We start from the raw sequence: 25,206 nt of genomic DNA, 5'->3' as shown, positions 1-25,206 counted from the left end.
GATGACGGCCTCAGGCTCAGGGATGCCCTGGCCCGTCGTCGGGTGCCAGGGGCAACGCGAGGTGCGCCAGGTCGGCCGGTGGGGGTGTGGTCACCGGCCACAGGGGAGCGGCTTCCCCGTCGGCGAGGGCTGCCGGGGCGTCGGTGAGGTTCATGCGCTCGCGCAGCCGGCCGTAGAAGTCCATCGGGCCCAGCCGGACGGCCTTGAGGCGGCGGGGCGCGGCGTACACGCCGATCCAGTCCCCGGGGCTGAGCACACCGCGCAACTGGCCGTCGATGCTGACGGCGGCCTGGCCCGACCGGGCCAGTACCCGTAGCGCGACGGGTTCGTCGGGGGCGGCCACGACCGAGCGGTTGAACACCATGTGCGGGGCGACCGGTGTGAAGACCAGACCCTCCGCGCGCGGCGAGACGACCGGCCCGCCCGCGGCGAAGCTGTACGCCGTGGAGCCCGTCGGCGTGGCCACCAGCAGCGCGTCGGCGGAGTAGCAGGCCAGCAGCCGGCCCGCCAGATACACGCCGACCGACACCTGCCGGTCCCGGGCCAGTTTCTCCAGGACCACGTCGTTCAGCGCGATGACGTTCAGGGCGACGCCCCACTCGTTGCCGCTCTCGCACTCGCCGCGCACCCGGGGCGGCGGCAGCATGGGACCGCGCCCGTACCGCAGCAGCGCCTCCATCTGCGCGGGCACCTCCAGCCGGCAGGACGCGCGCATGGTCAGCAGCATCCGGCTCTCCACGGTGATACGCCCGTCCCGTACGGCCTCCAGCGCCGAGTGCACCTCGCGGACGGGGACCTCGGTGAGGAAGCCGAGCCGGCCCAGGTCGACGCCGAGGACCAGAGCATCGTGCTCGGCCGCGAGCCGCGCACCGCGCAGAAAGGTGCCGTCGCCGCCCAGCGTGACGATGAGGTCCGGATCGCCCGCGGCCTCGACCTCCTCCAGCGCGCTGTGCCGCGAACCCTCCTGCCACACGTCGATGTCCGCACACCCCACGGCGTTCTCGGCACACCACGCGCGTACGGCCCGTGCCGCGAGCACGGCCTCGGCCCGGCCGCCGTGCACCACCAGCCCGACCCGGTCTACCGTCATACCTGCCTCCCGGCCGCCTGCCTCGGACCGCCATCCTCACCGCGCACCCCGCCGACGCGGCGCACGCCACGCCGCCGGATCCGGCGCCCGGCCGCTCGCCGTCACACGGGTGCGCGGGCGCCCCGGGTGCCGGGCCCGACCTCGCGGATGTTCCACCTCCTGCCCGCTGCGCTGCCGTGGGCCGACGTCGCCGTCGGGGCCTTGTGCGGGGCGGCGGTGCCCGGGCCGGGCGGCGGGGCTCGCCGCCGCCCCGCCGCCCGCCTCCGCCACGCGGGACCGAACGGCTCCTGGCACCGCTGCGCCACCGCTCGCCCGCAGCCGTCAGCCGCGCGTGCCCGGCGGCCGGGTGCCCGGGGTGTGGCCGAAGGTACGGCGGAAGGCGTCGATGAACGCGCTGGCCGAGGACCAGTCGCAGCGGTGGGCCACCGTGGTCACCGGGGTCTGTTCGGCCAGCAGGACCAGGGCGTGGTGCAGGCGTGCCTGGGTGCGCCACTGCGGGAACGTCATGCCCAGCTCGCCGCGGAACAGCCGGGACAGCGTACGGTCGCTCGCCCCGACCTCGCGGCCCAGCTCGGCCAGGGTGCGGCCGTCGGCCGGATCGGCGAGCAGGATGTCGCACAGTGCGCGCAGCGGGGGCGACGACGGCGCGGGCAGGTGCAGGGGCTGTTGGGGCGAGGCCCGCAGCTGGTCGAGCAGCACCGCGCGCAGCCGCGCCCGCTCGGGACTGCCGTCGTCCGCGGTGCGGGTGTGGGCGATGATCAGCTCGCGCAGCAGCGGGGAGACGGCGAGCACGGTCGGCGCCTGCAGGGCCAGCGGGTTCCCGGCCAGGATCCGCGCGGCCAGCGCGTCCAGCCCCACTGATCCCCCTCACCGGGATCCGGGTGCAGGGCGCTCGCACAGCCGGGGTGGTTCCAGTCCGAGTGGGAGTAGTACAGGCCCACCTTCAGGCCGCGCTCGCGCAGAGCGTCGGCGTGTCCGGGGATCAGGTCACGCCCGGCCGGCGTACGGCGGACCACGTTCAGCTCGCCGTGGGCGCTGTCCCACAGGGCCACACCGTCGTGACGGCGCGCGGTGAGCACGGCGTACCGGGCACCGGGGCGGGCGAACAGCTCGGCCCAGGCACCCGGGTCGTAACGGGAGGCCGTGAAACCGCCCAGCTGCTTCATGTACGGCGCGTGGGACACCTGACGGGTGCAGAAGGACCAGGGCCGCGGGACTCCGTCCACCGCGTGGACGCCCGGTGGACGAAGATGCCCAACTTGGCGTCACGGAACCAGGGTTGCATCGGCATACGGTCAGGCCGGGCCCCGGGCGGACGGGGCCGTGAGTGCGCGGACCCGTCCCCGCCCGGCCGACGCTCACCTGGCCACCCCCGCCGGCCGGTTTTCACCGTCCCCGACCACCACGAGGGCCCGACCACCACCGGATCTCCCGAGGGTCCGCACGCATGCACCGCCGTCCACCGGGTACGCGAGATCCGAGCACGCCCGGGAGCCGATGCGCCCCAGGGCGGCTCGTACGACCGCCGCTACCTGGGGATCTGCCATGGACACATCCGCATACGACGACCTGCCGACGCCGGCCCAGCAGGCGCTGGACGCGCTGGCCGTGAACGCCGAGGACCCGGCCGCGCTGGACGTCCTCGCCCACAGCGACGTGCTCGTCCCCGTGCCGGACGACGCGGTCGACGGGGAGGGCGCCGACGCCACGTCCGTGGCCCTGCCCGTCCTCGACCAGCCCGGAGGCGAGCCGGTCGTCCCCGTGTTCACCACGGAGGGCGAGATGGCCGAGCTGCTGCCGTTCGTCTCCCGCTACCGCCTCATCCCGCTCGGCGCCCTAGCCTCCCAATGGCCCGAGGAAGATCTCTCACTGGCCATAGACGGCAACTCCACCCACGCCCTGACCCTCACCTCACAGGGGGTGCGCACACTGCTGGCGCGGTGAAAACGGCGCGGCGCACCGCACAACGGCCTCCACGCACCCGCATTCGCCGCCGAAACCGATCACCGAACCCCTCGGGCGCAAAAATAGGACCATGGAATACATCGCCGGCGCGGCCGGGGCCCTGGTCCTCGTCCTGGTCCTGACCAGCATCCTTCGTACCCTCGTGGTACCCCGAGGCCTCTACTCCGCGCTGGTGTTCCGCCTGTGGTGGAGCCTGCGCAGACTGCTGCGGCTCACCGCCGTCCGCGGCGGCTACGACGCGATGGACCGTGCCCAGACCTGGCTCGCCCCGCTGATGCTCATCGGCATGCTCGCCAGCTGGCTCGTCGGCGCGCTGTTCGGCTTCGGCCTCCTGCTGTACTCGCTCTCCCCGCTGTCGTGGACCACCGCCTTCCGTGAGGCGGGCTCCAGCCTGTTCACGCTCGGTTTCGCGAGCGGCGCCCGGTTGAAGCTGTCGGTGCTCGACTTCGTGGCCGCGGCCACCGGCCCGGTCCTGATCGCCCTGCAGATCGCCTACCTGCCCACCCTGTACGCCGCCTACAACCGCCGCGAACTGGAGGTCACCCTGCTCCAGGCGCGGGCCGGCGAGCCCGCCTGGGGGCCGGAGATCCTCGCCCGGCAGTGGCTGGTCGACACCGAGACCGCACTTCCGGCGCTGTATCGCGCCTGGGAGCGGCTCGCCGCCGACATGGGCGAGAGCCACTCGACGTACCCCGTCCTGCTGACCTTCCGCTCACCGCGCCCGCACCGCAGCTGGCTGGTCGGACTCGTCGCGGTGATGGACGCGGCGGCCCTGCAGCTGGCCCTGGCCCCGCGGCTCGCCCCGCCGGAGGCCCGGCTGGTGCTGCGCGCCGGCTTCACCGCCCTGCGTGACATCGCCCGCGCGCTGCGCATCCCCTTCGACGCCGATCCGTCACCGGACGCGACGATCCGGCTCACCTTCGCCGAGTTCGACGCGGCCGTGGCCATGCTGGAGTCGGCAGGGTTCCAGGTCGAGCGCCCGACGAAGGAGGCCTGGCCGCACTTCCAGGGCTGGCGGGTCAACTACGAGGCGATCGCCTACGAACTGTGCCGCCGCTGCGACGCCGTACCCGGGTTGTGGACCGGCCCCCGCGACTTCCCCGGCGGCCCGATCCCGCCCGAGCGCCCGGAGGACCGGCGGCCGGAGGACCGGCGGCCCGGGGAAGTACGGCCGGAACTGCCCCCCGCCGCCGGATAGTCCCGGGCCCGCGGCGGGAAGATCCCAGCGAAGGACAGGTCCAGGACAAGACCAGGACAGGTCCGGACGAGTGCGAAGGAGCCGATGGTCGTGAGGGTCGTCCTGCTGGGCACCGCCGCCGGGGGCGGCTTCCCGCAGTGGAACTGCGCCTGCGAGCTGTGCACGGCCGCCCGAAACGGCGAACTGCCCTCCCGCACCCAGGAGTGCGCGGCCGTCAGCGGCAACGGCCGCGACTGGTGGCTGCTGAACGCCTCGCCCGATCTGCGCGCCCAGCTCACCGCCACACCGGCGCTGCGGCCCGGGCCCGGGCCCCGGGACACGCCGCTGCGCGGGATCCTGCTCACCGACGCCGAGGCCGACCACGTCACCGGCCTGGCCGAGCTGCGCGGAGCGACCGGCCTGAAGGTCTACGCCGCCCAGCCGGTGCGCGCCGTCCTGGGCCCCGCCCGCGCCGCCCTGGACCGCTACACCCCCTGGGAGTGGGCGGACAGCCTGGCCGACGGTGGTTTCGTGCTGGCCGGCGGGCTGGTGGTCACGGCCCACCCGGTGGGTGCGAAGGTCCCCAAGTACGTGCCCGTGCAGGTGTCGCAGCCCGCAGGCCCCTGGGTGACGGCCTACCGAGTGGAGGACCTGGCCAGCGGGGGAGTCCTGGTGTACGCGCCCTGTGTGGGCGCCTGGAGCACGGAGCTGGACGAGCTGTGTGCCGAGGCGGACTGCGTCCTGCTGGACGGCACCTTCTTCGCGGCCGACGAGATGGGTACGGCGGTGCGGTCCGGCGCCGGACAGGCGGCGATGGGGCATCTGCCGGTCGCGGGCGCGAACGGCACGCTCGCTGCCCTCTCCCGCCATCCCGGCGCACGCCGGATCTACACCCACCTCAACAACACCAACCCGCTGCTCGACCCGGCGTCACCGGCACGCGCGCGTGTCTGCGAGAAGGGGGTCGAGGTGTTGCCCGACGGGGCCGAGCTGGTGCTCTAGTCCTCCGCGCAGCTGCCGTCCCGAGGGTCCTGCTCGGCCAGCATGCGCTCCAGCACCGCCCGCTGCAGGGGCAGTACCGCGGCGTGCAGTGTGCGGCCCCTCGGGGTGAGCGCCACCCACACCCCGCGCCGGTCCTCCGCGCACACCGAGCGCTCGACCAGCCCGTCCTTCTCCAGTCGGCCGATCAGCCGGGACAGCGCGCTCTGGCTGAGATGGACCCGGCCGACCAGGTTCTGCACCCGGCACTGGTCGCCCTGGGCGGGAGACTCCGTCGCCAGGATGTCCAGCACCTCGAAGTCGCTGGCGCCCAGCCCGTGCGGGTGCAGGGCCCGGTCGATCTCGCACATCGTGCGCGCGTGCACCGCGAGGATGTCCCGCCACCGTTCCTCGAGCCGGGTGTCGGCCGTCTTGACTGCCATACCCAGACCGTAGCACCGATCCGGCCAGTTGTTGAGTGTGCAACTAGTTCAGGATGCGGGCGGCGGCCGGGACTCAGGCGGCCGGGTCCTGGAGCAGGCCGATCAGGTTTCCGTCGGGGTCCTTCACGGAGGCGACCAGCCGGCCGTTGCCCACGTCCCGGACGTCCTGGAGCACCTCCGCGCCCGCCTCCACCAGGGCCGCAAGACGCTCCCGCAGATCGGTGACGTGCCAGAACGGCACCGGCCCGGTCAGGCCCTGCGCGTGCCCGTTCGGATCGAGACCGACGTCCTGCCCGGCGGCCTTGAAGCCGATGTAGTACGGCTCGTCGGCGTACGGCTCGACGCCCAGCAGGGCGGTGAACAGCGCCTTGGCGGCCTTGGGGTCCTTGACGGGGTAGATGATCGTCTGCACTCCGGCGGTCATGGGACTCTCCTTCTGAGGTGCGTGGTCCGACGGGTTCTCCGCCGGTGCACTTCACGCTAGGACCAGGGAGCCCGCTCCGGCTTCTTCGATCCTGACCGGTTGCGGGCTCCCCGATGGTCCTACTCGTTGTGCAGTACCTCGGCGACGGTGAGGCGGGCGGCACGGCGGGCGGGGACCAGGGTGCCCACGACGGCGATGAGGGCCCCTGCGAGGGCCAGGAACGCCAGGACCGGCGCATCCCAGACGTCCGTCATGTACGAGGGCAGCGTGACGTCGATGCCCGCTGCCATACGTGGCACGACCACCTCGTAGGCGGCGATGCCCAGCGGCACACCCAGCACGGACCCGATGATGCCGAGCAATGCCATCGACGTCACCGTCATCACCGTCACCTGGCGCGGGGTCATGCCGATCGACTTGAGCACGCCGAGGTCGCGGCGCCGGTCGTGGGTGTTGAGCACAGCGGTGTTGAAGACACCCAGGGAGGAGACCAGGGCCAGCATCAGGGTGAGAGCGCTCGCCGAGTAGCGGATCGTCTCGGCCGCGGTGTTCGGGCCGGGCAACTCCGTACTGAGCCCCCTGTCGACGGCTTGGGCCGCGCGCGCGTACGCCGCCGGATCGGCGCCCCTGCGCAGTTTGACGTGATAGGAGAACGCTTTCCCGCCGGGGACCAGAGCGGTGAACGTCGGCCAACTACCGGTGACCGCCCAGTCGTTCTGCGACATGGTCTCTCCGACCACGGTGACCTCCTCCTCGTGGCCGCTCCTGCGCAACCGCAGATGGTCACCGACGCCCACTCCGTTGCGGCGCAGGAAGGCCGAGCCGACCACGACCTCGCCGGGGCGGTGCATCCACCGGCCCCGGACGAGCACGCGCTCCAGGGGCAGGTCTGGCCCACGCCAGCCGTCGATCCAGAACCTCCGCGTGGAGCCCGCGAGCTGCGCGTCCTCGTCCCCTTGCGCTGTCACCCGGGCCGCGCCCGGCAACGAGCCCAGCAGCGACTGGAGTTCACGGTCGCTGTGGACCGGCAGCACTTCCTTGCCCTTGACGTAGTTGCTCGCATACACCGAAACGTCGTATGCGCCCTTGCCGGCGTCCCCGAAGCGGGTCATCGTCGCCCCGAGACCCGTCGCAAACGTCACCGTCGTCACGCCCAGGACCACGGCGGCCAAGGTGAGCGCGCTGCGCGCGGGCCGGGCGAACGGCAGCCCCGCCCCGAGGCTCACAGAGCGGGGCAACCACAGCCCCGCGAGCCGCCGTTGGACGCCGAGTGCCCGGCCGGCCCGCGGCGCGCTACCCGCGCTGATCGCCCGCACCGCCGACAGCCGTTGCGCACGCATGGACGGACCGAGCGCGGCCAGCACACATACGAACGGCATGCCGGCGAGGGCCAGGACATTCACCCAGGCGGCGACGCCGACGCTGTCCCGCAGCACTCCCGAGTCCGGGCCGGTGAACACGAACCGGAGGAACGGACGGGCCAGCAGATTCCCGGTGAGTGTGCCGAGCGCACAACCCAGGACTGCCGGAACGGAGATCATGACCAGATACACGCCCAGCACCTGCCCCGGGCTGAACCCGAGGGCCTTGAGGACGCCGATGTGCCGGAATCCCGACACCACGGCGCCGCCGACCACGTTGGCGACGATCAACACCGCCACCAGGATCCCCAGGACACCGAACGCCAACAGATACGGGGCGTAGGCGCGGGCGTTGCTGCCCACCCGGTGCTTGACCGAGAGATAGCTGCGCGAACCGGCGGGGGCGCCCTGGGGCAGCCCCTCGGTCACCTCTGCCAGCCCTGTGCGCAGTGCCTTCTGCGAGGACGCGTCCTGGAACCGGTACAGCATCTGCGTGGCGTTCGGGTGCAGGGCGGCGATCTGAGCGGGGGCGACCCACACATCGGCCGTGTCGCTCAGGTCGAAGGCGAATCCGACGATGGTCAGGGTCGGGCCGGACGGCACGTGGAACTTCTTGCCCAAGTCGTCGGCGCTCCAGGCGGACTGTCGGTTCATCACCATCTCACCGGGCCGCGTCGGCCAGCGGCCCGCCCACAGATCCACGCGGTCCACCGAACCGCCGGGCCCGGAACGACCCACGACCGTGATCTGGCCGCCAAGACCCAGAGCCGACGCGCCACGGGGGATGTTCACGGTGGCTTGCGGGAACGGCCCGGCCACCGCCTCGACCCCGGACTTCCGGGCGGTGTCCGTCAGCTGCGCGTCCGTCACCCTGCCCCTGTCGAACTCGGCGACCACATGCGGCCCGTGCTGCTTGCCGAAAACCCGGTCGAATGGCGCCGACGCCGCGTCCACCAACCCCAGCGCGACCACGATCGACCCCGTCGACACCAGTGTGACCAGCCAGATCACCAGCGTCTGAAGTCTGCGTCTGCGCACGGCCGCCCGCGCGGCCTTCCACACCGCCCTCATGCCGACGGCTCCAGGGCGTGCTCACCGGTGACCCGGCCGTCGGCCAGCTCCACCAGCCGGCTCGCGCAGCGCTGCGCAAGGCGCTCGTCGTGCGTGACGATGACCAGCGTCTGCCCGATCTGGTTCAGGTCGATCAGCAGGTCCATCACCTGCTCCCCGGCCCGGCTGTCCAGTGCCCCCGTCGGCTCGTCGGCCAGCAGCAGCGCGGGCCGGTTCATCAACGCCCGTGCCACCGCGACCCGTTGCCGCTCACCACCGCTGAGCACCGCGGGGTAGGCGTTGCGGCGGTCCGCGATACCCAGCTCCTCGAACAGTTCCAGCGCGCGCCGCCGGGCCTGCCGGGCCGGAGTTCCGGTCAACTGGGCGGCCAGCGCCACGTTGTCGAGCGCCGACAGGTCGTCGATCAGGTTGAAGAACTGGAAGATCATTCCGATCCGGCGCCGCCGGTACAGCGCGAGCCTTCTCTCGCTCAGCTCCCCCACGTTCTCACCATGTACGACCACCCCGCCGGCCGTCGGCCGGTCCAGCCCGGCGATCATGTTGAGCAGCGTGGACTTGCCGCACCCCGAGGGGCCCATCACCGCGACCGCCTCCCCGGCGCGGATCTCCAGCGAGACCCCGTCGAGCGCGACCGTCTCGCCGTACTCCTTGCGTACACCGTCGAGCCGTACGACGGTGTCTCCCGTTCTCACCTCGGTGACCATGGGCAGGACGCTAGACGCGGAACGCCGGCCAGGGCATCCCTCCCCGGATGGCACTGCGCCACGGGACTCATCCTGGGGATGCAGAACGCTGAATCCCCAGGTCGATGCGGATGTCAGTGCCGTCTGCGACGATGAACGGCATGGGGGAGTACGACGTGACGACGGCGGTGCTCGCGATCACGGTCGCGGCCGTCATGGGGCTGACGGTGGCGCTGGTGCGCACCCGGCGCCGCTGGCGGGCGGCGGTCGGGGAGCGTGGCTGGCTGCTGGAGCGTGAGCGGGAGAGCGCGGCACAGGCCGCGATCGCGGCCGAACGCGACCGGATCGCCCGCGAGTTGCACGACATCGTCAGTCACAACGTGAGCCTCATGGTCGTGCAGGCGAGCGCCGCCCGCGAGGTGCTGGGCACGATGCCGGACGAGGCGGCAAAGGCCCTGCGAGCCGTCGAGGACGCCGGCCGGGGTGCGATGACCGACCTCAGGCATCTGCTGGGCGTGCTGGCCCCCGCACAGGACGGCACGGAAACCGGTCCCGCAGGCAGGGACACCGACGCGGGACGTACGGACGGCGACCCAGGACCGGGCGTGGACGCGGTGCGCACGCCCCTCGCCCCCCAGCCCGGCCTCGACCGGCTCGGCCCGCTCGTGGACCGGATTTCGTTCGCCGGGCTGCCGGTGGAGGTCCGGGTCTCCGGTGAGCCGCGCCCGCTGCCCCAGGGCATCGATGTGACCGCCTACCGCATCGTCCAGGAGGCCCTGACCAATGCGCTCAGGCACGGCGACGGCGGCAAGGCGGAGGTGACCGTGCGGTACGCCGAGCACGCCCTGCGTGTGGAGGTGCTCAACACCGGACCCAGCGTACTGACCGGTGCCGCCCCGGCCGCTCCGGGACGCCCGACCGCCGGCACCGGACGCGGACTGCTCGGCCTGCGCGAGCGGGTCGCCGTCTACGGTGGCGATCTCGACGCCCGCCGCAGACTCGGCGGTGGCTACCGCGTCCGCGCCCGCATACCCCTGGACCGCCCATGACGGCCGGGACGCCCGAGCGGGCGCCCCGTGTGCTGATCGCCGACGACCAGACGCTGATCCGCACCGGCTTCCGGCTGATCCTCACCGCCCGCGGCATCGAGGTGGCCGGTGCGGCGGCCGACGGCGCCGAGGCGGTGTCCGCGACACGCGAACTGCGCCCGGACGTCGTGCTCATGGACATCCGCATGCCGGCCATGGACGGCCTGGAGGCCACCCGGCGCATCCTGGCCGAGAGCCCCGACTGCCGGGTGCTCATGCTGACCACGTTCGACCTGGACCGGTATGTGTACGAGGCGCTCGCGATCGGGGCCAGCGGTTTCCTGCTCAAGGACGTCACCCCGGAGCACCTGGCGGCGGCCGTACGGCTCGTCGGCACCGGTGACGCCCTGCTCGCGCCGCAGATCACCCGGCGCCTGGTGGAGCGGTACGCGGCCGACTCCGTGCGGGCGGCCGAGGCCGTGCCCGCCGACCTGGCCGCGCTCACTCCGCGCGAGCGGGAGGTGCTGACCCTGATGGGCCGCGGCCTGTCCAACACGGAACTGGCCGCCGAACTGACGCTGAGCGAGGCGACGGTCAAGTCCCACGTGGCCCGTATCTTCGCCAAGCTGGGCCTGCGTGACCGTGCCCAGGCGGTCGTCCTCGCCTACGAAACCGGCTTGGTCGCGCCCCGAAGGGGCGCGGGGCCGGGGTAGACATACGGCTCCGGTGCGTGGGTGCGACAGGCCACGACGGTGCCGCGGACGCCTGACGGCCCTTCCCGGCCCCCCGGTGGTGGGCGCAGAGCCTCGCCTGGCGCCCCAGCGAGGACCACGACCCGCGCGAACGCGCCGACTCCTTCTACGAGGCCCTCTACGACCGCCATCTCACGGTCGACTTCGCCCACCCGGAAGCCGACTTGTCGAGGTATCCCCTTGTCGTCGTACCGGCCCTGTACCTGATGACGGAGGCCGCCGGGAACAACCTCCTGGCGTACGTCGAAAGCGGCGGCACGCTCGTGGTGTCGTATTTCTCCGGCATCGTCGACGAGCACGACGCCGTCCACGAGGGCGCCTGCCCGGGTGTGCTGCGCGAGGTCCTCGGGCTGACGGTGGAGGAGTTCTCGCCGCTGCTGAAGGACGAACGGGTGCGGCTGACCGGCCCCGACGGCTCCGAGCCGACCGGGGACGTGTGGACCGAGTTCGTGTGCCACGCGGCGCCGAGACCGTGTGGTCCTACGCCGGCGGACTCACCGCGGGCCGCCCGGCCGTCACCCGGCACCGGCTCGGCCGGGGCACCGCCTGGTACGTCTCCACCCGCCTGGACGCCCAGGGCCTGGACGCGCTCCTCGGCCGGGCGCGGGAGTGCGGAACAGCGCACCGATCTGCCCATATCGTCCAGGGGGTGGATCCGTATCGTCACGCCGATCAATGTGACGAACAACCAATGCACCATCAGCATCAACAGTGACGCGAACGCCGGCAACTGGATCAACGTTGACGAGCTGACCTTCACGTCCGGCAGCACCGGTACGTCCATCCACGGCGTCGGCATCTCCTCCCTCGCCAAGAGCGAGGCCAAGGGCGGTGTCTACAGGACCGCGTCCGGCACGACCGGCGACGCGCTCTCCATCCTGAAGTCGTACGGCATGAACTACGCCCGTCTGAAGGTCTGGGTGGACCCGGCCGACGGCTTCAACGACAAGGCCCACGTCCTCGCGATGGCCAAGCGCATCAAGGCGCCGGGGATGAAGCTCCTGGTCGACTTCCACTACTCGGACACCTGGGCCGACCCCGGCGCCCAGACCAAGCCCGCCGCATGGATGGGCCATACATACAGTCACCTCAAGGCAGACGTGTACGACCACACGTACGACGTGTTGAACGCCTTGAAGGCTCAAGGCACCACCGCCGACATGGTCCAGATCGGCAATGAGATCAACGGCGGCATCCTGTGGTCCGAGGGATCCACGTCCAACTGGAGCCAGCTGTCAGGTCTGCTCAACTCCGGCTACGACGCCGCCAAGGCGGTCAGCTCCTCCACCGTGGTCGCGCTGCACCTGGCCAAGGGCGGCGACAGGTCAGGCACCGAGTGGTGGTTCGACAACGCGGTGGCCAATGGCGTGAAGTTCGACGCGATCGGCCTGTCGTACTACGGCTACTGGCACGGTCCGCTCTCCGACTTCCAGAGCACCCTGGACGACGCGGCCTCCCGCTACGGCCGGCCCGTCTTCGTCGCCGAGACCGCTTACCCCTTCACGCTCGCCCAGGACGACTCGCTGGAGAACCAGATCGACACCACCGGAGAGCTGGTGAGCGGCTGCCCGGCCACGGTGGCCGGACAGTCCAGGTGGATGAACGACGTGGCGAGCATCGTGGAGGCCGTCCCGAACGGCCGCGGCCTCGGTGTCTTCTACTGGGAGGCCACCTGGACCGCCGTCCCCGGCAACGGCTGGGACCCGACCGACGCCACCTCCGGCAACGGCTGGGAGAACCAGGCCCTGTTCGGCTACGACGACAAGGCGCTCTCCTCCATGACGTGGTTCAGTCACCGCTGAACCACCCGTGACGGGGCCCGGCCGCAAGGGGCGGCCGGGCCCCCGCCCCGTCCGCGGGACCGGCACGGCGGGCGTCGGCCGCATGCCCGATCCGTACCGGACAACGACCGGTGAGTCCCCCACGCGTCGGCGTCGCCCGGGCCACAGTGGGAACACTGCGTACGAGGAGGCCGCGACGGAGGGCGGACGGATGACGGGAAATCCTTCGGGCCGGTTACGGCGCACGATCCTGGAATGGCTCAAGGACCCGGCGGCCCACTTCCCGGCCCGCGGCCGTGGCGACCTCGTGGAGACCGGCGTCACCGCGCGTGCCGTCGCCGCCAAGCTGGGCGTGCCCCGCCGCACCGCCCGCGCCCACCTGGACTTCCTCACCCGCCTCGGCCTGCTGAGCACCCGGCGCGTGCGCTGCCGCGTCCGCTACCGGCGCGACGAGATCCGCATCGCCGAGGTGGCCCGGGTGTTCGAGAAGGGCTGGTGAGACCGGCCTCGTATGCCCCGCCCGGCCCTTGGACACGCGACCTTCCGCGCACCTGTACGGCGGTACCCTGGTGCTCGGCCGTGATCACCCGTCGGGGCAGGCCCGAACAGGAGACATGCGAGCATGACAGCCCCGGAAGCCGAGAGCATCCGTGTCCGTCCCACACCGCGACGGCGGTCCGAGTGGCGTACCCAGGCACCGGTCGTCGCGGTGGTCGCGATCGGCGGCGCCCTCGGTGCGACGGCGCGTTACGCGCTGACCCTCGCCTGGCCCACGTCACCCGGCTGCTTCCCCTGGGCGACGTTCTGGACCAACGTCGTCGGCTGCGCCGTGATCGGCGTGTTCATGGTGCTCATCACGGACGTGTGGGCCGCCCACCGCCTCGTCCGCCCCTTCTTCGGCACCGGAGTCCTCGGCGGCTTCACCACCTTCTCCACCTACGCCGTCGACATCCGCAAACTGGTGGACGCCGGCCGCCCGGGCATCGGGCTGGCCTATCTCGCCGCCACGCTGTGCGCGGCCCTCGCGGCGGTGTGGCTCGGCTCGGTGGCCGCCCGCCGGATCCTGATCGGGACGCAGCCATGACATCGCTCAGCGGCCGGGCCCTCAGGCTGACCGTCTACGTCGGCGAGGACGACACCTGGCACCACAAGCCGCTCTACTCCGAGATCGTGCACCGCGCCCACGCGGCCGGACTCGCCGGTGCGAGCGTCTTCCGGGGCATCGAGGGCTTCGGCGCCTCCTCCCGTATCCACACCTCCCGGCTGCTGTCCCTGAGCGAGGACCTGCCCGTGGCGGTCGTCGTCGTGGACGCCGAGGAGCGCGTCCGGGCGTTCCTTCCGCAGCTCGACGAACTGGTCGACGAGGGCCTCGTGACCCTGGAGGAGTGCGAGGTCGTCCGGTACGTGGGGCGTGCCCAGGGCCCTGGCACGGCGGAACCGAAAGGTAAGAAGTAGTTGTGAACTGGCTGCTGGTCATCGCTGGGGCCGTGGTCGGCGCGCCGCTGCGCTACCTCGCCGACCGTGCCGTGCAGGCCCGCCACGACTCGGTCTTCCCTTGGGGCACGTTTGTCGTGAACGTCACCGGATGTCTGGTTCTCGGGCTGCTCGCGGGTGCGGTCTCCGCCGGGGCCGCCGGGCCCCATCTTCAGCTCCTGATCGGCACCGGGCTGTGCGGCGCGCTGACGACGTACTCGACGTTCTCCTACGAGACCCTGAGGCTCACCGAGGCCGGCTCCGGGCTCTACGCTGCCGCCAACGTGGTCGCGAGCGTGGTGGCCGGGCTCGCGGCGGCCTTCGCCGGAGTGTCGCTCGCCGGCGCCCTGTGGGCTTAGGCGTTTGCGATACGGCCGGGCATAGTACCTACTGACTGCAGCATTGTCGACCAACTCTTCTCAGAACTGGATCCCATGAGCGCCATCTCCGTCGGTCAAGCCGTCGTCCTCGGAGTCGTCGAGGGGGTGACCGAGTTCCTCCCGGTGTCCTCCACCGGTCACCTGAAGATCACCGAGGGACTCATGCACATCCCCGTCGACGACAGGTCGGTCGTCGGTTTCTCCGCCGTCATCCAGGTGGGCGCCATCGCCGCCGTGCTCGTGTACTTCTTCAAGGACATCAAGCGGATCGTCACCGCCTGGTTCCGCGGTCTGACCAACCGTGAGGAGCGCTACCACCACGACTACAAGTTCGCCTGGTGGGTGATCGCCGCCACCATCCCGATCGTCATCGTGGGTTTGGCCGCCAAGCCCCTGATCGACGGTGCGCTCGGGTCCCTGTGGGTGGTGGCCGGCTCGCTGATCGTCGGCTCCGGTGTGATGTGGGCGGCGGACCAGATGGGCCGGCACAAGCGCGGTGAGGACGACACGTCCTTCAAGGACGCGATGTGGGTCGGCTGCTCCCAGATCCTCGCCCTGCTCTTCCCCGGCTTCTCCCGCTCCGGCGCCACGATGTCCACCGCGCTCATCCTGGACCTGGACCGCGTGGCCGCCACCCGCCTTTCGTTCTTCCTCGGTATTCCGGCCCTGACCGGCGCGGGCATCTACGAGCTGAAGGACGCCCTCGGTGCGGGCGTGGGCGCCGGCCCGCTGGCCGTCGGCACCATCGTCTCCTTCGTGGTCGCCTACGGCTCCATCGCCTGGCTGCTCAAGTTCGTCGCCAAGCACTCCTTCAACGCCTTCGTGATCTACCGGATCGTCATCGGTGTCGCCCTGCTCGGCCTGCTCGGCGCGGGCGCGCTCAGCGCCTGACCGAACCCTCCTGATCAAGCACGGGGTGCGGATGCCTGCATACAGGCGCCGCACCCCGTGAATGTTTTCTTACGGATGCCTTGACAGCATCTGCGGGCAACCCGCAGGATCGTCACTCGTGAACCTGTCAGACAGCCAGACAGGTGGCCCGGCCCCCCGGCGCGTGAGCGCCATGGAAGCGGTCCTCGGCCACCTCCGCGGTGCCATCGAACGCGGCGAGTACGCCATGGGCGACAAGCTGCCCTCCGAGGCCGAGCTGTGCCGCACCCTCGAGGTGTCCCGGCCCGTGCTGCGCGAGGCGCTGCGCGCGCTGCAGACGATGGGCCTGACCGTCTCCCGGACGGGCAAGGGCACCTTCGTCGTCGCGAACGCCGTGGAAGACCCCACCTTCGGCGACTACGCGGCCAGCGACCTCCTCGAGGTGCGTCGGCACATCGAGATCCCGGTGGCCGGGTACGCGGCGCTGCGCCGCAGCCCGGAGAACCTGGACCACCTGGCTCACCTGCTCGACCGCATGGAGCGGGAGACGGACACGACCGCCTGGGTCGCGATGGACACCCTCTTCCACCTCGCCGTCGCCGAAGCCGCCCAGAACCCGGTCTTCCGCCGGGTCATCGAGGAGATCCGTGACGCACTGGCGCGTCAGTCGGCCTTCCTCAACGAGCTGGGCGGGCGCCGTGAGCAGTCCAACCGTGAGCACCGGGCGATCGTCGAAGCGCTGATCGACGGTTCCGAACACGACGCCGTGGAGGCCATGAGCCATCACCTGGACCGCGTCGAGACGACCCTTACCGACATCGTGCGTCCCGGGCGGACGGACGACCCTCCCACGGAAGGCGGACCCGAGGCGTGAGCGAGCAGCACCTCAAAGACGAGACGCGCCCCTCGTCCGGCCATGTCGACGCCGGAGACGCCGGCTACAGCAAAGGCCTCAAGCACCGGCACGTCAACATGATCGCCATCGGCGGAGCCATCGGCACCGGCCTCTTCCTCGGCGCGGGCGGCCGGCTCGCCGACGCCGGGCCCTCCCTGTTCATCGCCTACGCCGTCTGCGGCGTCTTCGCCTTCCTGGTCGTGCGGGCCCTCGGCGAACTCGTCCTGTACCGCCCCTCCTCCGGCGCCTTCGTGTCGTACGCCCGGGAGTTCCTGGGGGAGAAGGGCGCGTACACCGCGGGCTGGATGTACTTCCTGAACTGGGCGACCACGGGCATCGCCGACATCACCGCGGTCGCCACGTACACCCACTACTGGGGGATGTTCTCGGACATCCCCCAATGGTTGATCGCGTTGATCGCCCTGGCCGTCGTCCTGACCGTGAACCTGATCTCGGTCAAGGTCTTCGGCGAACTGGAGTTCTGGTTCGCGATCGTCAAGGTCGGCGCGCTCGTGGTCTTCATGTGTATCGGCATCTTCCTGCTGGTCACCCAGCATCCGGTCGACGGCCACCACCCCGGCCCGGCGCTGATCACCGACAACGGCGGTGTCTTCCCCAACGGCCTGATGCCCATGCTGCTGATCATCCAGGGCGTCGTCTTCGCCTACGCCTCCGTAGAGCTGGTCGGCGTGGCCGCCGGCGAGACCGAGAACCCCGAGAAGATCATGCCGAAGGCGATCAACTCGATCATGTGGCGTGTGGGCCTGTTCTACGTCGGCTCCGTCGTCCTGCTCTCGATGCTGCTGCCCTGGAACGTGTACAAGGCAGGCGAGAGTCCCTTCGTGACCGTCCTGTCCCACATCGGCGTCCCCGCGGCCGGCGGTGTGATGAACCTGGTCGTGCTCACCGCGGCCATGTCCTCGCTCAACTCCGGTCTGTACTCCACCGGCCGAATCCTGCGTTCCATGGCGATGAGCGGCTCGGCGCCGAAGTTCACCGGGAAGATGAGCCGCAGCCAGGTCCCGTACGGCGGAATCCTGCTCACCAGCGGTATGTGTGTTCTCGGCGTAGGCCTCAACTACGTCGTCCCCGCCGACGCGTTCGAGATCGTCCTCAACTTCGCGGCGATCGGCATCCTCGCGACCTGGGGCATGATCATGGTCTGTCACCTGCTCTTCTGGCGGAAGATCCGGAACAGCGAGCTGACCCGGCCGTCCTACCGGCTGCCGGGCTCCCCCTGGACCGAACTCGTGACGCTGGCGTTCCTCGTCTGCGTCCTGGTCCTCATGTATGCCGACGGCGGCGCCGGACGCACCACCGTGCTCTGTCTGCCGCTGATCGTCGCAGCACTGGTCGCGGGCTGGTACGCCATCCGCGGCCGCATATCCCGCATGTCCACCGGCGCCGACGCGTGACCCGCGAACCGGCCGCCCCAACTCATCGATGCAGGCAGTGATGTACAGCAGTTCCCCCGCAGACGCACCCATCGTCCGCGAGCCCCTCCACGCCCCCGTCGCCCACCTCATCCGCGGCGGGGTCGTCGAGGGCATCCACTACGGCTCCGTCGTCGTCCTCGGCGCCGACGGCACGGTCGAGTTCCAGCTCGGCGACATCGAGGCCGCCTTCTATCCGCGCTCGGCCGTCAAGCCCCTCCAGGCCGTGGCGATGCTGCGGGCCGGACTCCCGCTCGACGGAGAGCTGCTGTCGCTGGCCGCCGCCAGCCACTCCGGCGAGGAGCGGCACCTCGAAGGCACCCGGCGCATCCTCGAACTCGCCGGGCTCACCGAGGACGACCTGCGCAACGTCCCGGACATGCCGTTCGACCCGGTCGTCCGGGACGCCTGGATCCGCGAGGGCCGCCTGCCCTCCCGGCTCGCCCAGAACTGCTCCGGCAAGCACGCGGCGATGCTGTGGACCGCCAGGCTCAACGGCTGGTCCCTGACCGACTACCTCGACCCGGAACACCCGCTCCAGCAGGCGATCCAGGAGGTCGTCGAGGACCTGACCGGCCAGCGGGTCGCGCGGGTCACCGTCGACGGCTGCGGCGCGCCGCTGTTCTCCATCTCCCTGCACGGCCTCGCCCGCGCACTGTCCCGGATCACCTCCGCTGCCCCCGGCACGCCCGAGGCCAAGGTCGCCGACGCCATGCGCGAGCACGCCGAGATGGCTTCCGGCTCCGGCCGTGACGTGGCCGCGCTGATGCGGGCCGTGCCGGGGCTGCTGGCCAAGGACGGCTTCGAGGGCGTTCAGGTCGCCGCCCTGCCCGATGGCCGGGCCGTCGCCGTGAAGATCGCCGATGGGGCGAATCGCGCGCGCATACCCGTCGCGTCGGCTGCGCTCGCCCGCGCGGGCGTCGACCCCGAATTGCTCACCGAGTTCGCGGGTGAGCCGCTGCTCGGGGGCAGGGAGCCGGTGGGGTGCGTGCGCGCTGTTCGTGCGCTGGACCCCGTTTCGCAGCCCGCGTGCGTGTAGCGCGCCTTCACTGACCACCGATCACCCTCACCCCCTCAGAAAAAGAGGATCCGAACCCTCATGACCGCCGCCACCCGCAGCGAGCACGATCTGCTCGGCGACCGTGACGTACCCGCCGACGCCTACTGGGGTGTGCACACCCTGCGGGCCACCGAGAACTTCCCCATCACCGGTACGCCGATCTCCGCGTACCCGCATCTGATCGACGCCCTGGCCGCCGTCAAGGAGGCCGCCGCGCTCGCCAACGAGGAACTGGGGCTGCTGGCACCCGAGAAGGCGCGGGCGATCGTCGCCGCCTGTCGGGAGATCCGCGCGGGCAGGCTGCACGACCAGTTCGTCGTCGACGTCATCCAGGGCGGCGCCGGCACATCCACCAACATGAACGCCAACGAGGTCGTGGCGAACCGCGCGCTGGAACTGCTCGGCCACGACAAGGGGCAGTACACCCATCTGCATCCCAATGAGGATGTCAACCTGGGCCAGTCAACCAATGACGTCTACCCGACCGCCGTCAAGATAGCGACGGTTTTCGCGGTACGTGGACTGCTCAAGGCCATGGCTGTACTGCAGGACTCGTTCGCCCGTAAGGCCGTCGAGTTCCGTGACGTGCTCAAGATGGGCCGCACGCAGTTGCAGGACGCCGTGCCGATGACGCTCGGGCAGGAGTTCTCCGCGTTCGCCGTCATGATCGAGGAGGACCGCAGCCGTCTTGCCGAGGCCGTCGAGTTGATCCATGAGATCAACCTCGGTGCCACGGCGATCGGTACGGGACTCAACGCGCCCGCCGGCTACGCCGAGGCGGCCCGCCGTCACCTGGCCGCGATCACCGGGCTGCCGCTGGTCACCGCGGCCAACCTGGTCGAGGCCACCCAGGACTGCGGGGCCTTCGTCCAGATGTCCGGCGTGCTCAAGCGGATCGCGGTCAAGCTCTCCAAGAGCTGCAACGACCTGCGCCTGCTCTCCTCCGGTCCGCGCGCGGGTCTCGGCGAGATCAACCTGCCGCCGGTGCAGGCCGGTTCGTCGATCATGCCGGGCAAGGTCAACCCCGTGATCCCCGAGGTGGTCAATCAGGTCGCTTTCGAGGTGATCGGCAACGACGTCGCCATCACCATGGCCGCCGAAGCCGGACAGCTCCAGCTCAACGCCTTCGAGCCGATCATCCTGCACTCCCTGTCGGAGTCGATCACGCATCTGCAGAGCGCCTGCCTGACGCTGGCCGAGCGCTGCGTGAACGGCATCACCGCCAACACCGAGCGGCTGCGCGCGACCGTGGAGAACTCCATCGGCCTGGTCACCGCGCTCAACCCGCACATCGGCTACACGGCGGCGACCGACATCGCCAAGGAGGCCCTCGTCACGGGCCGCGGCGTGGCCGAACTGGTGCTGGAGAAGGGGCTGCTGCCGGCCGACCGGCTCGCCGACCTGCTGCGACCCGAGGTCGTCGCGGGCCAGGGGGCATCCCTGGCCTGACCTGCGGCAACGCGCACTCGATTACGTTCCGGGACCGAGCGGGAGGCACAATGGCGATCATGACAACGACGTCGTCCCACACCTTCCTGCCGGTCCTGGAGCGCATCGCCGAGGAGATGGGCCGCACCCCCGGCCGCGGCCGTCCCGCCGACTACATCCCGGCCCTCGCCGCCTGCGATCCCCGCAGCTTCGGCATGGCGGTCGCCGAGCTGGACGGCACGGTGTACGGGGTGGGGGAGTGGCGGCAGCCGTTCTCCACGCAGTCGATCACCAAGGTCTTCACGCTCGCCCTGGACCTGGCCCGCGAGGGCGACGAACTCTGGGAGCACGTGGGCCGAGAGCCCTCCGGCAACCCCTTCAACTCCCTCGTCCAGCTGGAGTACGAGAACGGCATTCCGCGGAATCCTTTCATCAACGCCGGTGCGCTCGTCGTCACCGACCGCCTCCAGACCCGTAGCGGCGACGCGGCCGGAGAGCTGCTGGAGTTCCTGCGCGCCGAGAGCGGCAACGCCGGCCTGGACTTCGACCTGGAGGTCGCCGCCTCCGAGACCACCCACGGCGACCGCAACGCCGCGCTCGCCCACTTCATGGCGTCCTACGGCAACATCGACAACGACGTGACGGTCCTGCTCGACCAGTACTTCCGGCAGTGTTCCGTCTCCGCCTCCTGCGCCGACCTGGCCCTCGCCACCGGCTTCCTCGCCCGGCACGGCATCCGCGCCGACGGCGGCCGACTGCTCACCCGCAGCCAGGCCAAGCAGGTCAACGCCGTGATGCTGACCTGTGGGACGTACGACGCGGCGGGCGACTTCGCCTATCGCGTGGGTCTGCCCGGCAAGAGCGGCGTCGGCGGCGGCATCATCGCCGTCGTACCGGGCCGGTGCACGCTGTGCGTGTGGAGCCCGGGTCTGGACGAACGCGGCAACTCGGTGGCGGGGGTGGCGGCCCTCGACCGGTTCACGACGCTTACGGGCCTGTCGGTGTTCTGAGCGACCACAGCGCGAACTCCTCCAGAGCCGCACGGCGGTGCACAACGGGCGGGAGGAGCCGATGGACCGGGCCGGACCGGTGGACCGGGACGGGCACGGTTGTCCCTCGGTGGGCGGGCCCGGGTGACCTCCGGTCGTGCGGAAGACGTCGTTGCTCACACTCCGGTCACGTGCGGGCCGCCCGCAGGTGAGTGGAGCGTCGCCTTCCAGCCACCCGGCGTTGACACGCTGAACCAGTGTTGGCCATGGCATTCCCCATCGATCTCCGCCGCTGCCAGTTGCTCGGGCTGGCCGGTACGGCCTTTCTCGCGCTGGGCGGGGAGAGCGCCGGTGCGCTGCCCGTGCAGAACCTGCTGGCCCCTGCCTCGGTGCAGGTGGCGCTCGGCCTGGTCGGGGTCTACTTCGGCGTCGTCCTGCTGATAGCGGCCTGGGTGCTGCTCGGCCGGCTGGTGCGCGGACCGCAGCCGCCCAGCCCGCGCGCCCTGCTGCTCGTGCTGGCCGTGTGGGCGGCCCCGCTGCTGCTCGCCCCGCCGCTGTTCAGCCGGGACGTCTACAGCTATCTCGCGCAGGGCGCCATGGTTGACGCCCACATCAACGTCTACGCCCACGGCCCCGACCAGCTCGGCGGCCCGCTCGCCGACGAGGTCGCGCCCATGTGGCAGCACACCGGCGCCCCCTACGGCCCCGCCTTTTTGGGGCTCGCCTCCGCACTGACCGGCCTGACCCGCGGCGCCCTGCCCGCCGGCCTGCTCGGCATGCGCCTGGTCGCCCTGCTCGGCGTGGGCCTCATGGCCCTGGCGCTGCCCCGCCTCGCCCGGCACAGCGGCGCCGACCCGGCCGCCGCCCTCTGGCTCGGCGCCCTCAACCCGCTGGTCCTGCTGCATCTGGTCGCGGGCGCCCACAATGACGCACTCATGCTCGGCCTGCTGGGGCTCGGCCTCGTCGGCGCGTGCAGCCGACGGCTGGCCTGCGGTGTCGCCGCGGCCGTCCTCGTCACCCTGGCCGCCCTGGTCAAGGCACCGGCCGCACTCGGACTCCTGGCGGTGCTCGCCCTGCAGGTCCGAGCCGGTCGCCGCCCGGTGCCCGCCGCCCTGACCACGCTGGCCGTCTCCGCCGTAACCACCATCGCGGCCACCGCCGTCGCCGGTACCGGTTATGGCTGGATCGGCGCTCTCACCACCCCGGTCTCGCCGCAGAACTGGGCCCTGACCAGCCTGCTCGGCCGGGCCACCGGCGCCCTGCTGCAGCACCTCGGCAGCGGCCTCGCCCCGCTGGCCGTACCGGCCTGGCATCTGCTGGGCCTCGCCGCCACCGCCGTCGCCGTGGCGCTGATATGGCTCCGGCTGCGGCTCAGACCGGTGTACGCACTCGGGCTGAGCCTGCTGACCGTCGCCGTGTTCGGCCCGGCGATCCGCCCCTGGTACGTGCTCTGGGGCCTGTTCCTGATCGCCGCCGCCGCGCCCAACACCTCGGTACGGCACCGGGTCGCGGCTCTGGCCGGTGTTCTCGCCCTCGCCGTTCTGCCCAGCGGCGGCCCCGCCGACCTCGGTCAGTTCGTGCTCGCCGTCTCCGGCGGGCTGCTGGGCGTGGTCGTGCTGTGGCAGGCCCACCAGGCGGCGCAGGCCCCGGCACCGGGACGCACGGCGTGACCGCGCTGACCGGGCCCGTCTGGCCGCGTACGGCCAGATGGCGGCTGCTGCTGGTCCTCGTCCTCGCCGCCGCGGTCACCGTCTTCACGGCGACCGTGCCGCTGCTGCGCGACTTCTTCGACCTGCGTGTCTACTACGGGACCGTGCACACCTGGGTGCACCACGGCGGCCGGATCTACGACTACCGGGTGCCCGGCACCTCGTACGGCTTCACCTATCCGCCGTTCGCCGCCCTCACCATGCTGCCGCTGGCCCCGCTGGGCCGGAACACCGCGATCGTGCTCTCGCTCCTGGTGAACCTGGCTGCGCTGGCGGTGGTCCTGCGGATCCTGGCCGGTCCCGGCTGGCGGCGGCACGGCTGGTACCGCTGGTCGCTCGTCCTGTGCCTGCTCGCGCTGTTCGAGCCGCTGCGCGACACCTTCAGCTTCGGCCAGGTGAACCTGGTGCTGCTCGCCCTCGTCCTCGGCGACTCCTGGCTGCTGAGCACCGGCCGGGGCCGCTGGGCGGGCGCAGGGATCGGGCTCGCCGCAGCGGTGAAGCTGACGCCCGCCCTGTTCATCGGCCTGCTGCTGCTCGCCGGGCGGCGCCGGGCGGCCGGGATCGCGACGGCCGTGGCCGCCGTGGCGACCGCGCTGGCGGCCTGGGCGGATCCGCGGGCGTCCCGCTTCTACTGGACCGAGGCGCTGTGGGACACCAGCCGGGTGGGCCGGCTCGACTATGTGTCGAACCAGTCGCTCCAGGGGGTGCTGGCCCGCCTCGGCGAGACCGGCCGCCCGATGTGGGCGGCGGTGGTCCTGCTGACACTGTGTGTCTGGGCCTGGCGGGCCCGAGGGGCGGTGAAGTCCGGTGACTGGACGGCGGCGTTCGCGCTCACCGGGGCGACGGCGTGCCTGGTCAGCCCGATCACCTGGGTGCACCACCTGGTGTGGCTGCTGCCGTCCTTCGTGGTGCTGGTCCGCGCCGGGCGCCCGCGGCTCGCGGGCGCCCTGTACGCGGTGCTGTGCACGAGCGTGGTGTGGCTCTGGTACGACGGCTCCTTCGGCATCGGCGGGTTCCTCGGCAGCAACACCTACACATGGATCACGCTGGGCCTGCTGCTCGGTCTGCCGACGGGTCAGCCGCGCGCCGCCTTGCCCCTGGTCCGCAGGAACACGGTGATGACCCCGGCGCCGAGCCCTGCGAGCCCCGCGACGAGCGCGGCCGGCCAGTCCACGCCGTTGGCGGGAGCCTGTGACGCGGCTGCGGCCACCGGGACGGCCGGCGGCCTGGCCGGGCGGGGCTTGGCGCGCAACGCGTCCAGCGAGCCGACCGGATCCACCCGGCCGGCCGCGTCGAAGCCCCAGTCGAGCAACTGGCGGGCCTCGCCGTACACGGACCCACCGCCCTGAGGGTTCATCACGGTCACCACGAGTGTGCGGCCGCCCCGGCGGGCGGCGGCCACGAGGGTGTTGCCCGCGTTGCTGGTGTAGCCGTTCTTGATGCCGAGCAGCCCCGGATACGGCTTCACGCCGTTGGCGCCGGTCAGCAGGCGGTTGGTGTTCTGGATGCCGAACGACCAGCCGTCGCCGGGGAACGTGGCCTGGGCGGTGGAGCAGTAGCGGGCGAAGTCGGGGTTGCGCAGCCCCTCCCGGCCGAAGATCGCCAGATCGTAGGCGGAGGACACCTGGCCGTCCGCGTCGTAGCCGTCGGGGGAGACGACGTGGGTGTCCGGGGCGCCGAGCGAGCGGGCCTTGGTCTGCATCTGCGTGGCCGTGGCACCCCAGCCGCCGGCCATGGAGGCGAGCACATGGACGGCGTCGTTGCCGGATCTGAGGAAGACCCCGCGCCACAGGTCGGCCACCTGGTAGGTGTGATCCTCCTTGATGCCGACCAGGCTGCTGCCCTGGCCGATGTCCGCCAGCTCCTCGCGGCGCACGGTGTGCCGCATCCCGCCCGGCAGCCTGGGCAGCACGGTGAGGGCGAACAGCGTCTTGAGGGTGCTGGCGGGCGGCAGCCTGCGGTGGGCGCCGCTCGCGGCCAGCACATCCCCGTTGCCGGCGTCGGCCACCAGCCAGGACAGTGCCGAGACCTGCGGCACCTCGGGCGCGTCCCGGTGCGGCCGGACCTGCGTGCCGGAGCGGTAGAGCAGGGACGCTTCCGGCATCGCCGGCCGGGGGCCGGGCGGGGCGGGCTCACCGGCGAAGGCGGTGGCCGGACCGAGGGCCAGCACTCCCGCCACACACAGGGAACAGGCCGATACCGCCGCCCGATGAGAA

The 25,206-nt window shown here is 71.6% G+C and carries 22 protein-coding genes and 5 pseudogenes; 19 read left to right on the top strand and 8 right to left on the bottom strand.

What is annotated here, in order from left to right; translation table 11 throughout:
• Positions 1 to 16: 16 nt before the first annotated feature.
• The 3 genes and pseudogenes from GQF42_RS06690 to GQF42_RS06680 form a co-directional block, all read right to left on the bottom strand.
• Entirely contained in the window at positions 17 to 1,090 is a 1,074-nt protein-coding gene (locus GQF42_RS06690) for an NAD(+)/NADH kinase (protein WP_158918572.1), read from the bottom strand.
• A gap of 321 nt (positions 1,091 to 1,411) precedes the next feature.
• Positions 1,412 to 1,909, bottom strand: a pseudogene (locus tag GQF42_RS06685) (helix-turn-helix transcriptional regulator); the annotation flags it as partial.
• Positions 1,910 to 1,944: 35 nt separating this feature from the next.
• Positions 1,945 to 2,381, bottom strand: a pseudogene (locus tag GQF42_RS06680) (alpha-L-fucosidase); the annotation flags it as partial.
• A gap of 254 nt (positions 2,382 to 2,635) precedes the next feature.
• Here GQF42_RS06680 and GQF42_RS06675 point away from each other — a divergent pair.
• The 3 genes from GQF42_RS06675 (at position 2,636) to pqqB (ending at position 5,234) form a co-directional block, all read left to right on the top strand.
• On the top strand, positions 2,636 to 3,034 hold the full coding sequence (locus GQF42_RS06675) for an SseB family protein (protein WP_158918570.1): 399 nt from the start codon (positions 2,636 to 2,638) through the stop codon (positions 3,032 to 3,034).
• A 91-nt stretch (positions 3,035 to 3,125) separates the two neighbouring features.
• Entirely contained in the window at positions 3,126 to 4,253 is a 1,128-nt protein-coding gene (locus GQF42_RS06670; RefSeq protein WP_199272588.1) for a hypothetical protein, read from the top strand.
• Between the two features lie 90 nt (positions 4,254 to 4,343).
• Positions 4,344 to 5,234 carry a pyrroloquinoline quinone biosynthesis protein PqqB gene (gene pqqB, locus GQF42_RS06665; RefSeq protein WP_158918568.1) on the top strand — a complete coding sequence of 297 codons (891 nt, stop codon included), beginning with the start codon at positions 4,344 to 4,346 and terminating at the stop codon, positions 5,232 to 5,234.
• Here pqqB and GQF42_RS06660 read toward each other — a convergent pair.
• The 4 genes from GQF42_RS06660 to GQF42_RS06645 form a co-directional block, all read right to left on the bottom strand.
• Positions 5,231 to 5,653, bottom strand: coding sequence for a MarR family winged helix-turn-helix transcriptional regulator (locus GQF42_RS06660; protein WP_158918566.1), 423 nt, complete (start codon positions 5,651 to 5,653; stop codon positions 5,231 to 5,233). The two genes, pqqB and GQF42_RS06660, sit on opposite strands and share 4 nt — an antisense overlap.
• A 73-nt stretch (positions 5,654 to 5,726) precedes the next feature.
• Positions 5,727 to 6,077 carry a VOC family protein gene (locus GQF42_RS06655; RefSeq protein WP_158918564.1) on the bottom strand — a complete coding sequence of 117 codons (351 nt, stop codon included), beginning with the start codon at positions 6,075 to 6,077 and terminating at the stop codon, positions 5,727 to 5,729.
• 119 nt (positions 6,078 to 6,196) lie between these two features.
• Positions 6,197 to 8,509, bottom strand: coding sequence for an ABC transporter permease (locus tag GQF42_RS06650; protein ID WP_158918562.1), 2,313 nt, complete (start codon positions 8,507 to 8,509; stop codon positions 6,197 to 6,199).
• Complete coding sequence (locus GQF42_RS06645) at positions 8,506 to 9,213, bottom strand: ABC transporter ATP-binding protein (protein ID WP_158918560.1); 708 nt, start codon at positions 9,211 to 9,213, stop codon at positions 8,506 to 8,508. The genes GQF42_RS06650 and GQF42_RS06645 overlap by 4 nt, the downstream gene beginning before the upstream one ends.
• Before the next feature lie 140 nt (positions 9,214 to 9,353).
• Here GQF42_RS06645 and GQF42_RS06640 point away from each other — a divergent pair, with 140 nt between their 5' ends.
• The 16 genes and pseudogenes from GQF42_RS06640 (at position 9,354) to GQF42_RS06565 (ending at position 24,339) form a co-directional block, all read left to right on the top strand.
• On the top strand, positions 9,354 to 10,241 hold the full coding sequence (locus tag GQF42_RS06640; protein WP_233273269.1) for a sensor histidine kinase: 888 nt from the start codon (positions 9,354 to 9,356) through the stop codon (positions 10,239 to 10,241).
• Positions 10,238 to 10,933: a response regulator gene (locus GQF42_RS06635; RefSeq protein ID WP_158918558.1), complete on the top strand. Its 696-nt coding sequence runs from the start codon at positions 10,238 to 10,240 to the stop codon at positions 10,931 to 10,933. Before GQF42_RS06640 ends, GQF42_RS06635 begins: the two co-directional genes overlap by 4 nt.
• Before the next feature lie 77 nt (positions 10,934 to 11,010).
• A pseudogene (locus tag GQF42_RS06630) lies at positions 11,011 to 11,582 on the top strand (beta-galactosidase trimerization domain-containing protein); the annotation flags it as partial.
• Positions 11,551 to 12,774, top strand: a pseudogene (locus GQF42_RS06625) (glycoside hydrolase family 53 protein); the annotation flags it as partial. The pseudogenes GQF42_RS06630 and GQF42_RS06625, both read left to right, overlap by 32 nt.
• 190 nt (positions 12,775 to 12,964) lie before the next feature.
• Positions 12,965 to 13,252 (top strand): helix-turn-helix domain-containing protein, encoded by a 288-nt coding sequence (locus GQF42_RS06620; protein WP_158918556.1) that lies wholly within the window; start codon positions 12,965 to 12,967, stop codon positions 13,250 to 13,252.
• 123 nt (positions 13,253 to 13,375) lie between these two features.
• Positions 13,376 to 13,837, top strand: a complete 462-nt coding sequence (gene crcB / locus GQF42_RS06615; RefSeq protein WP_158918554.1) for a fluoride efflux transporter CrcB — start codon at positions 13,376 to 13,378, stop codon at positions 13,835 to 13,837.
• Positions 13,834 to 14,208: a DUF190 domain-containing protein gene (locus tag GQF42_RS06610; RefSeq protein ID WP_158918552.1), complete on the top strand. Its 375-nt coding sequence runs from the start codon at positions 13,834 to 13,836 to the stop codon at positions 14,206 to 14,208. Before crcB (GQF42_RS06615) ends, GQF42_RS06610 begins: the two co-directional genes overlap by 4 nt.
• Before the next feature lie 2 nt (positions 14,209 to 14,210).
• The gene (gene crcB, locus GQF42_RS06605; RefSeq protein ID WP_158918550.1) at positions 14,211 to 14,585 is read left to right on the top strand and encodes a fluoride efflux transporter CrcB; all 375 of its coding nucleotides are present in this window, start codon (positions 14,211 to 14,213) and stop codon (positions 14,583 to 14,585) included.
• Between the two features lie 75 nt (positions 14,586 to 14,660).
• Positions 14,661 to 15,497 (top strand): undecaprenyl-diphosphate phosphatase, encoded by an 837-nt coding sequence (locus tag GQF42_RS06600; RefSeq protein WP_158918548.1) that lies wholly within the window; start codon positions 14,661 to 14,663, stop codon positions 15,495 to 15,497.
• 172 nt (positions 15,498 to 15,669) lie between these two features.
• Positions 15,670 to 16,350 (top strand): FadR/GntR family transcriptional regulator, encoded by a 681-nt coding sequence (locus tag GQF42_RS06595; RefSeq protein WP_158929848.1) that lies wholly within the window; start codon positions 15,670 to 15,672, stop codon positions 16,348 to 16,350.
• Complete coding sequence (locus GQF42_RS06590; RefSeq protein ID WP_158918546.1) at positions 16,347 to 17,786, top strand: amino acid permease; 1,440 nt, start codon at positions 16,347 to 16,349, stop codon at positions 17,784 to 17,786. The genes GQF42_RS06595 and GQF42_RS06590 overlap by 4 nt, the downstream gene beginning before the upstream one ends.
• A gap of 40 nt (positions 17,787 to 17,826) precedes the next feature.
• Positions 17,827 to 18,843 (top strand): asparaginase, encoded by a 1,017-nt coding sequence (locus tag GQF42_RS06585; protein WP_158918544.1) that lies wholly within the window; start codon positions 17,827 to 17,829, stop codon positions 18,841 to 18,843.
• A 60-nt stretch (positions 18,844 to 18,903) separates the two neighbouring features.
• Positions 18,904 to 20,313: an aspartate ammonia-lyase gene (gene aspA / locus GQF42_RS06580; RefSeq protein ID WP_158918542.1), complete on the top strand. Its 1,410-nt coding sequence runs from the start codon at positions 18,904 to 18,906 to the stop codon at positions 20,311 to 20,313.
• 50 nt (positions 20,314 to 20,363) lie between these two features.
• Positions 20,364 to 21,302 carry a glutaminase gene (locus GQF42_RS06575; RefSeq protein WP_158918540.1) on the top strand — a complete coding sequence of 313 codons (939 nt, stop codon included), beginning with the start codon at positions 20,364 to 20,366 and terminating at the stop codon, positions 21,300 to 21,302.
• 245 nt (positions 21,303 to 21,547) lie between these two features.
• Positions 21,548 to 22,951 carry a polyprenol phosphomannose-dependent alpha 1,6 mannosyltransferase MptB gene (mptB, locus tag GQF42_RS06570; protein WP_158918538.1) on the top strand — a complete coding sequence of 468 codons (1,404 nt, stop codon included), beginning with the start codon at positions 21,548 to 21,550 and terminating at the stop codon, positions 22,949 to 22,951.
• A complete protein-coding gene (locus tag GQF42_RS06565) occupies positions 22,948 to 24,339 on the top strand; it encodes a glycosyltransferase family 87 protein (RefSeq protein ID WP_233273268.1) in 1,392 nt (463 codons plus the stop codon). The genes mptB and GQF42_RS06565 overlap by 4 nt, the downstream gene beginning before the upstream one ends.
• 59 nt (positions 24,340 to 24,398) lie before the next feature.
• Here GQF42_RS06565 and GQF42_RS06560 read toward each other — a convergent pair.
• Positions 24,399 to 25,094 (bottom strand): annotated as a pseudogene (locus GQF42_RS06560) (D-alanyl-D-alanine carboxypeptidase family protein); the annotation flags it as partial.
• Positions 25,095 to 25,206: the final 112 nt, after the last annotated feature.

Source organism: Streptomyces broussonetiae, assembly GCF_009796285.1.
In the GTDB taxonomy this organism is placed as follows: domain Bacteria; phylum Actinomycetota; class Actinomycetes; order Streptomycetales; family Streptomycetaceae; genus Streptomyces; species Streptomyces broussonetiae.
Note: the sequence above shows the minus strand (reverse complement) of the source record. Positions and strands in the feature narration are given on the sequence as shown.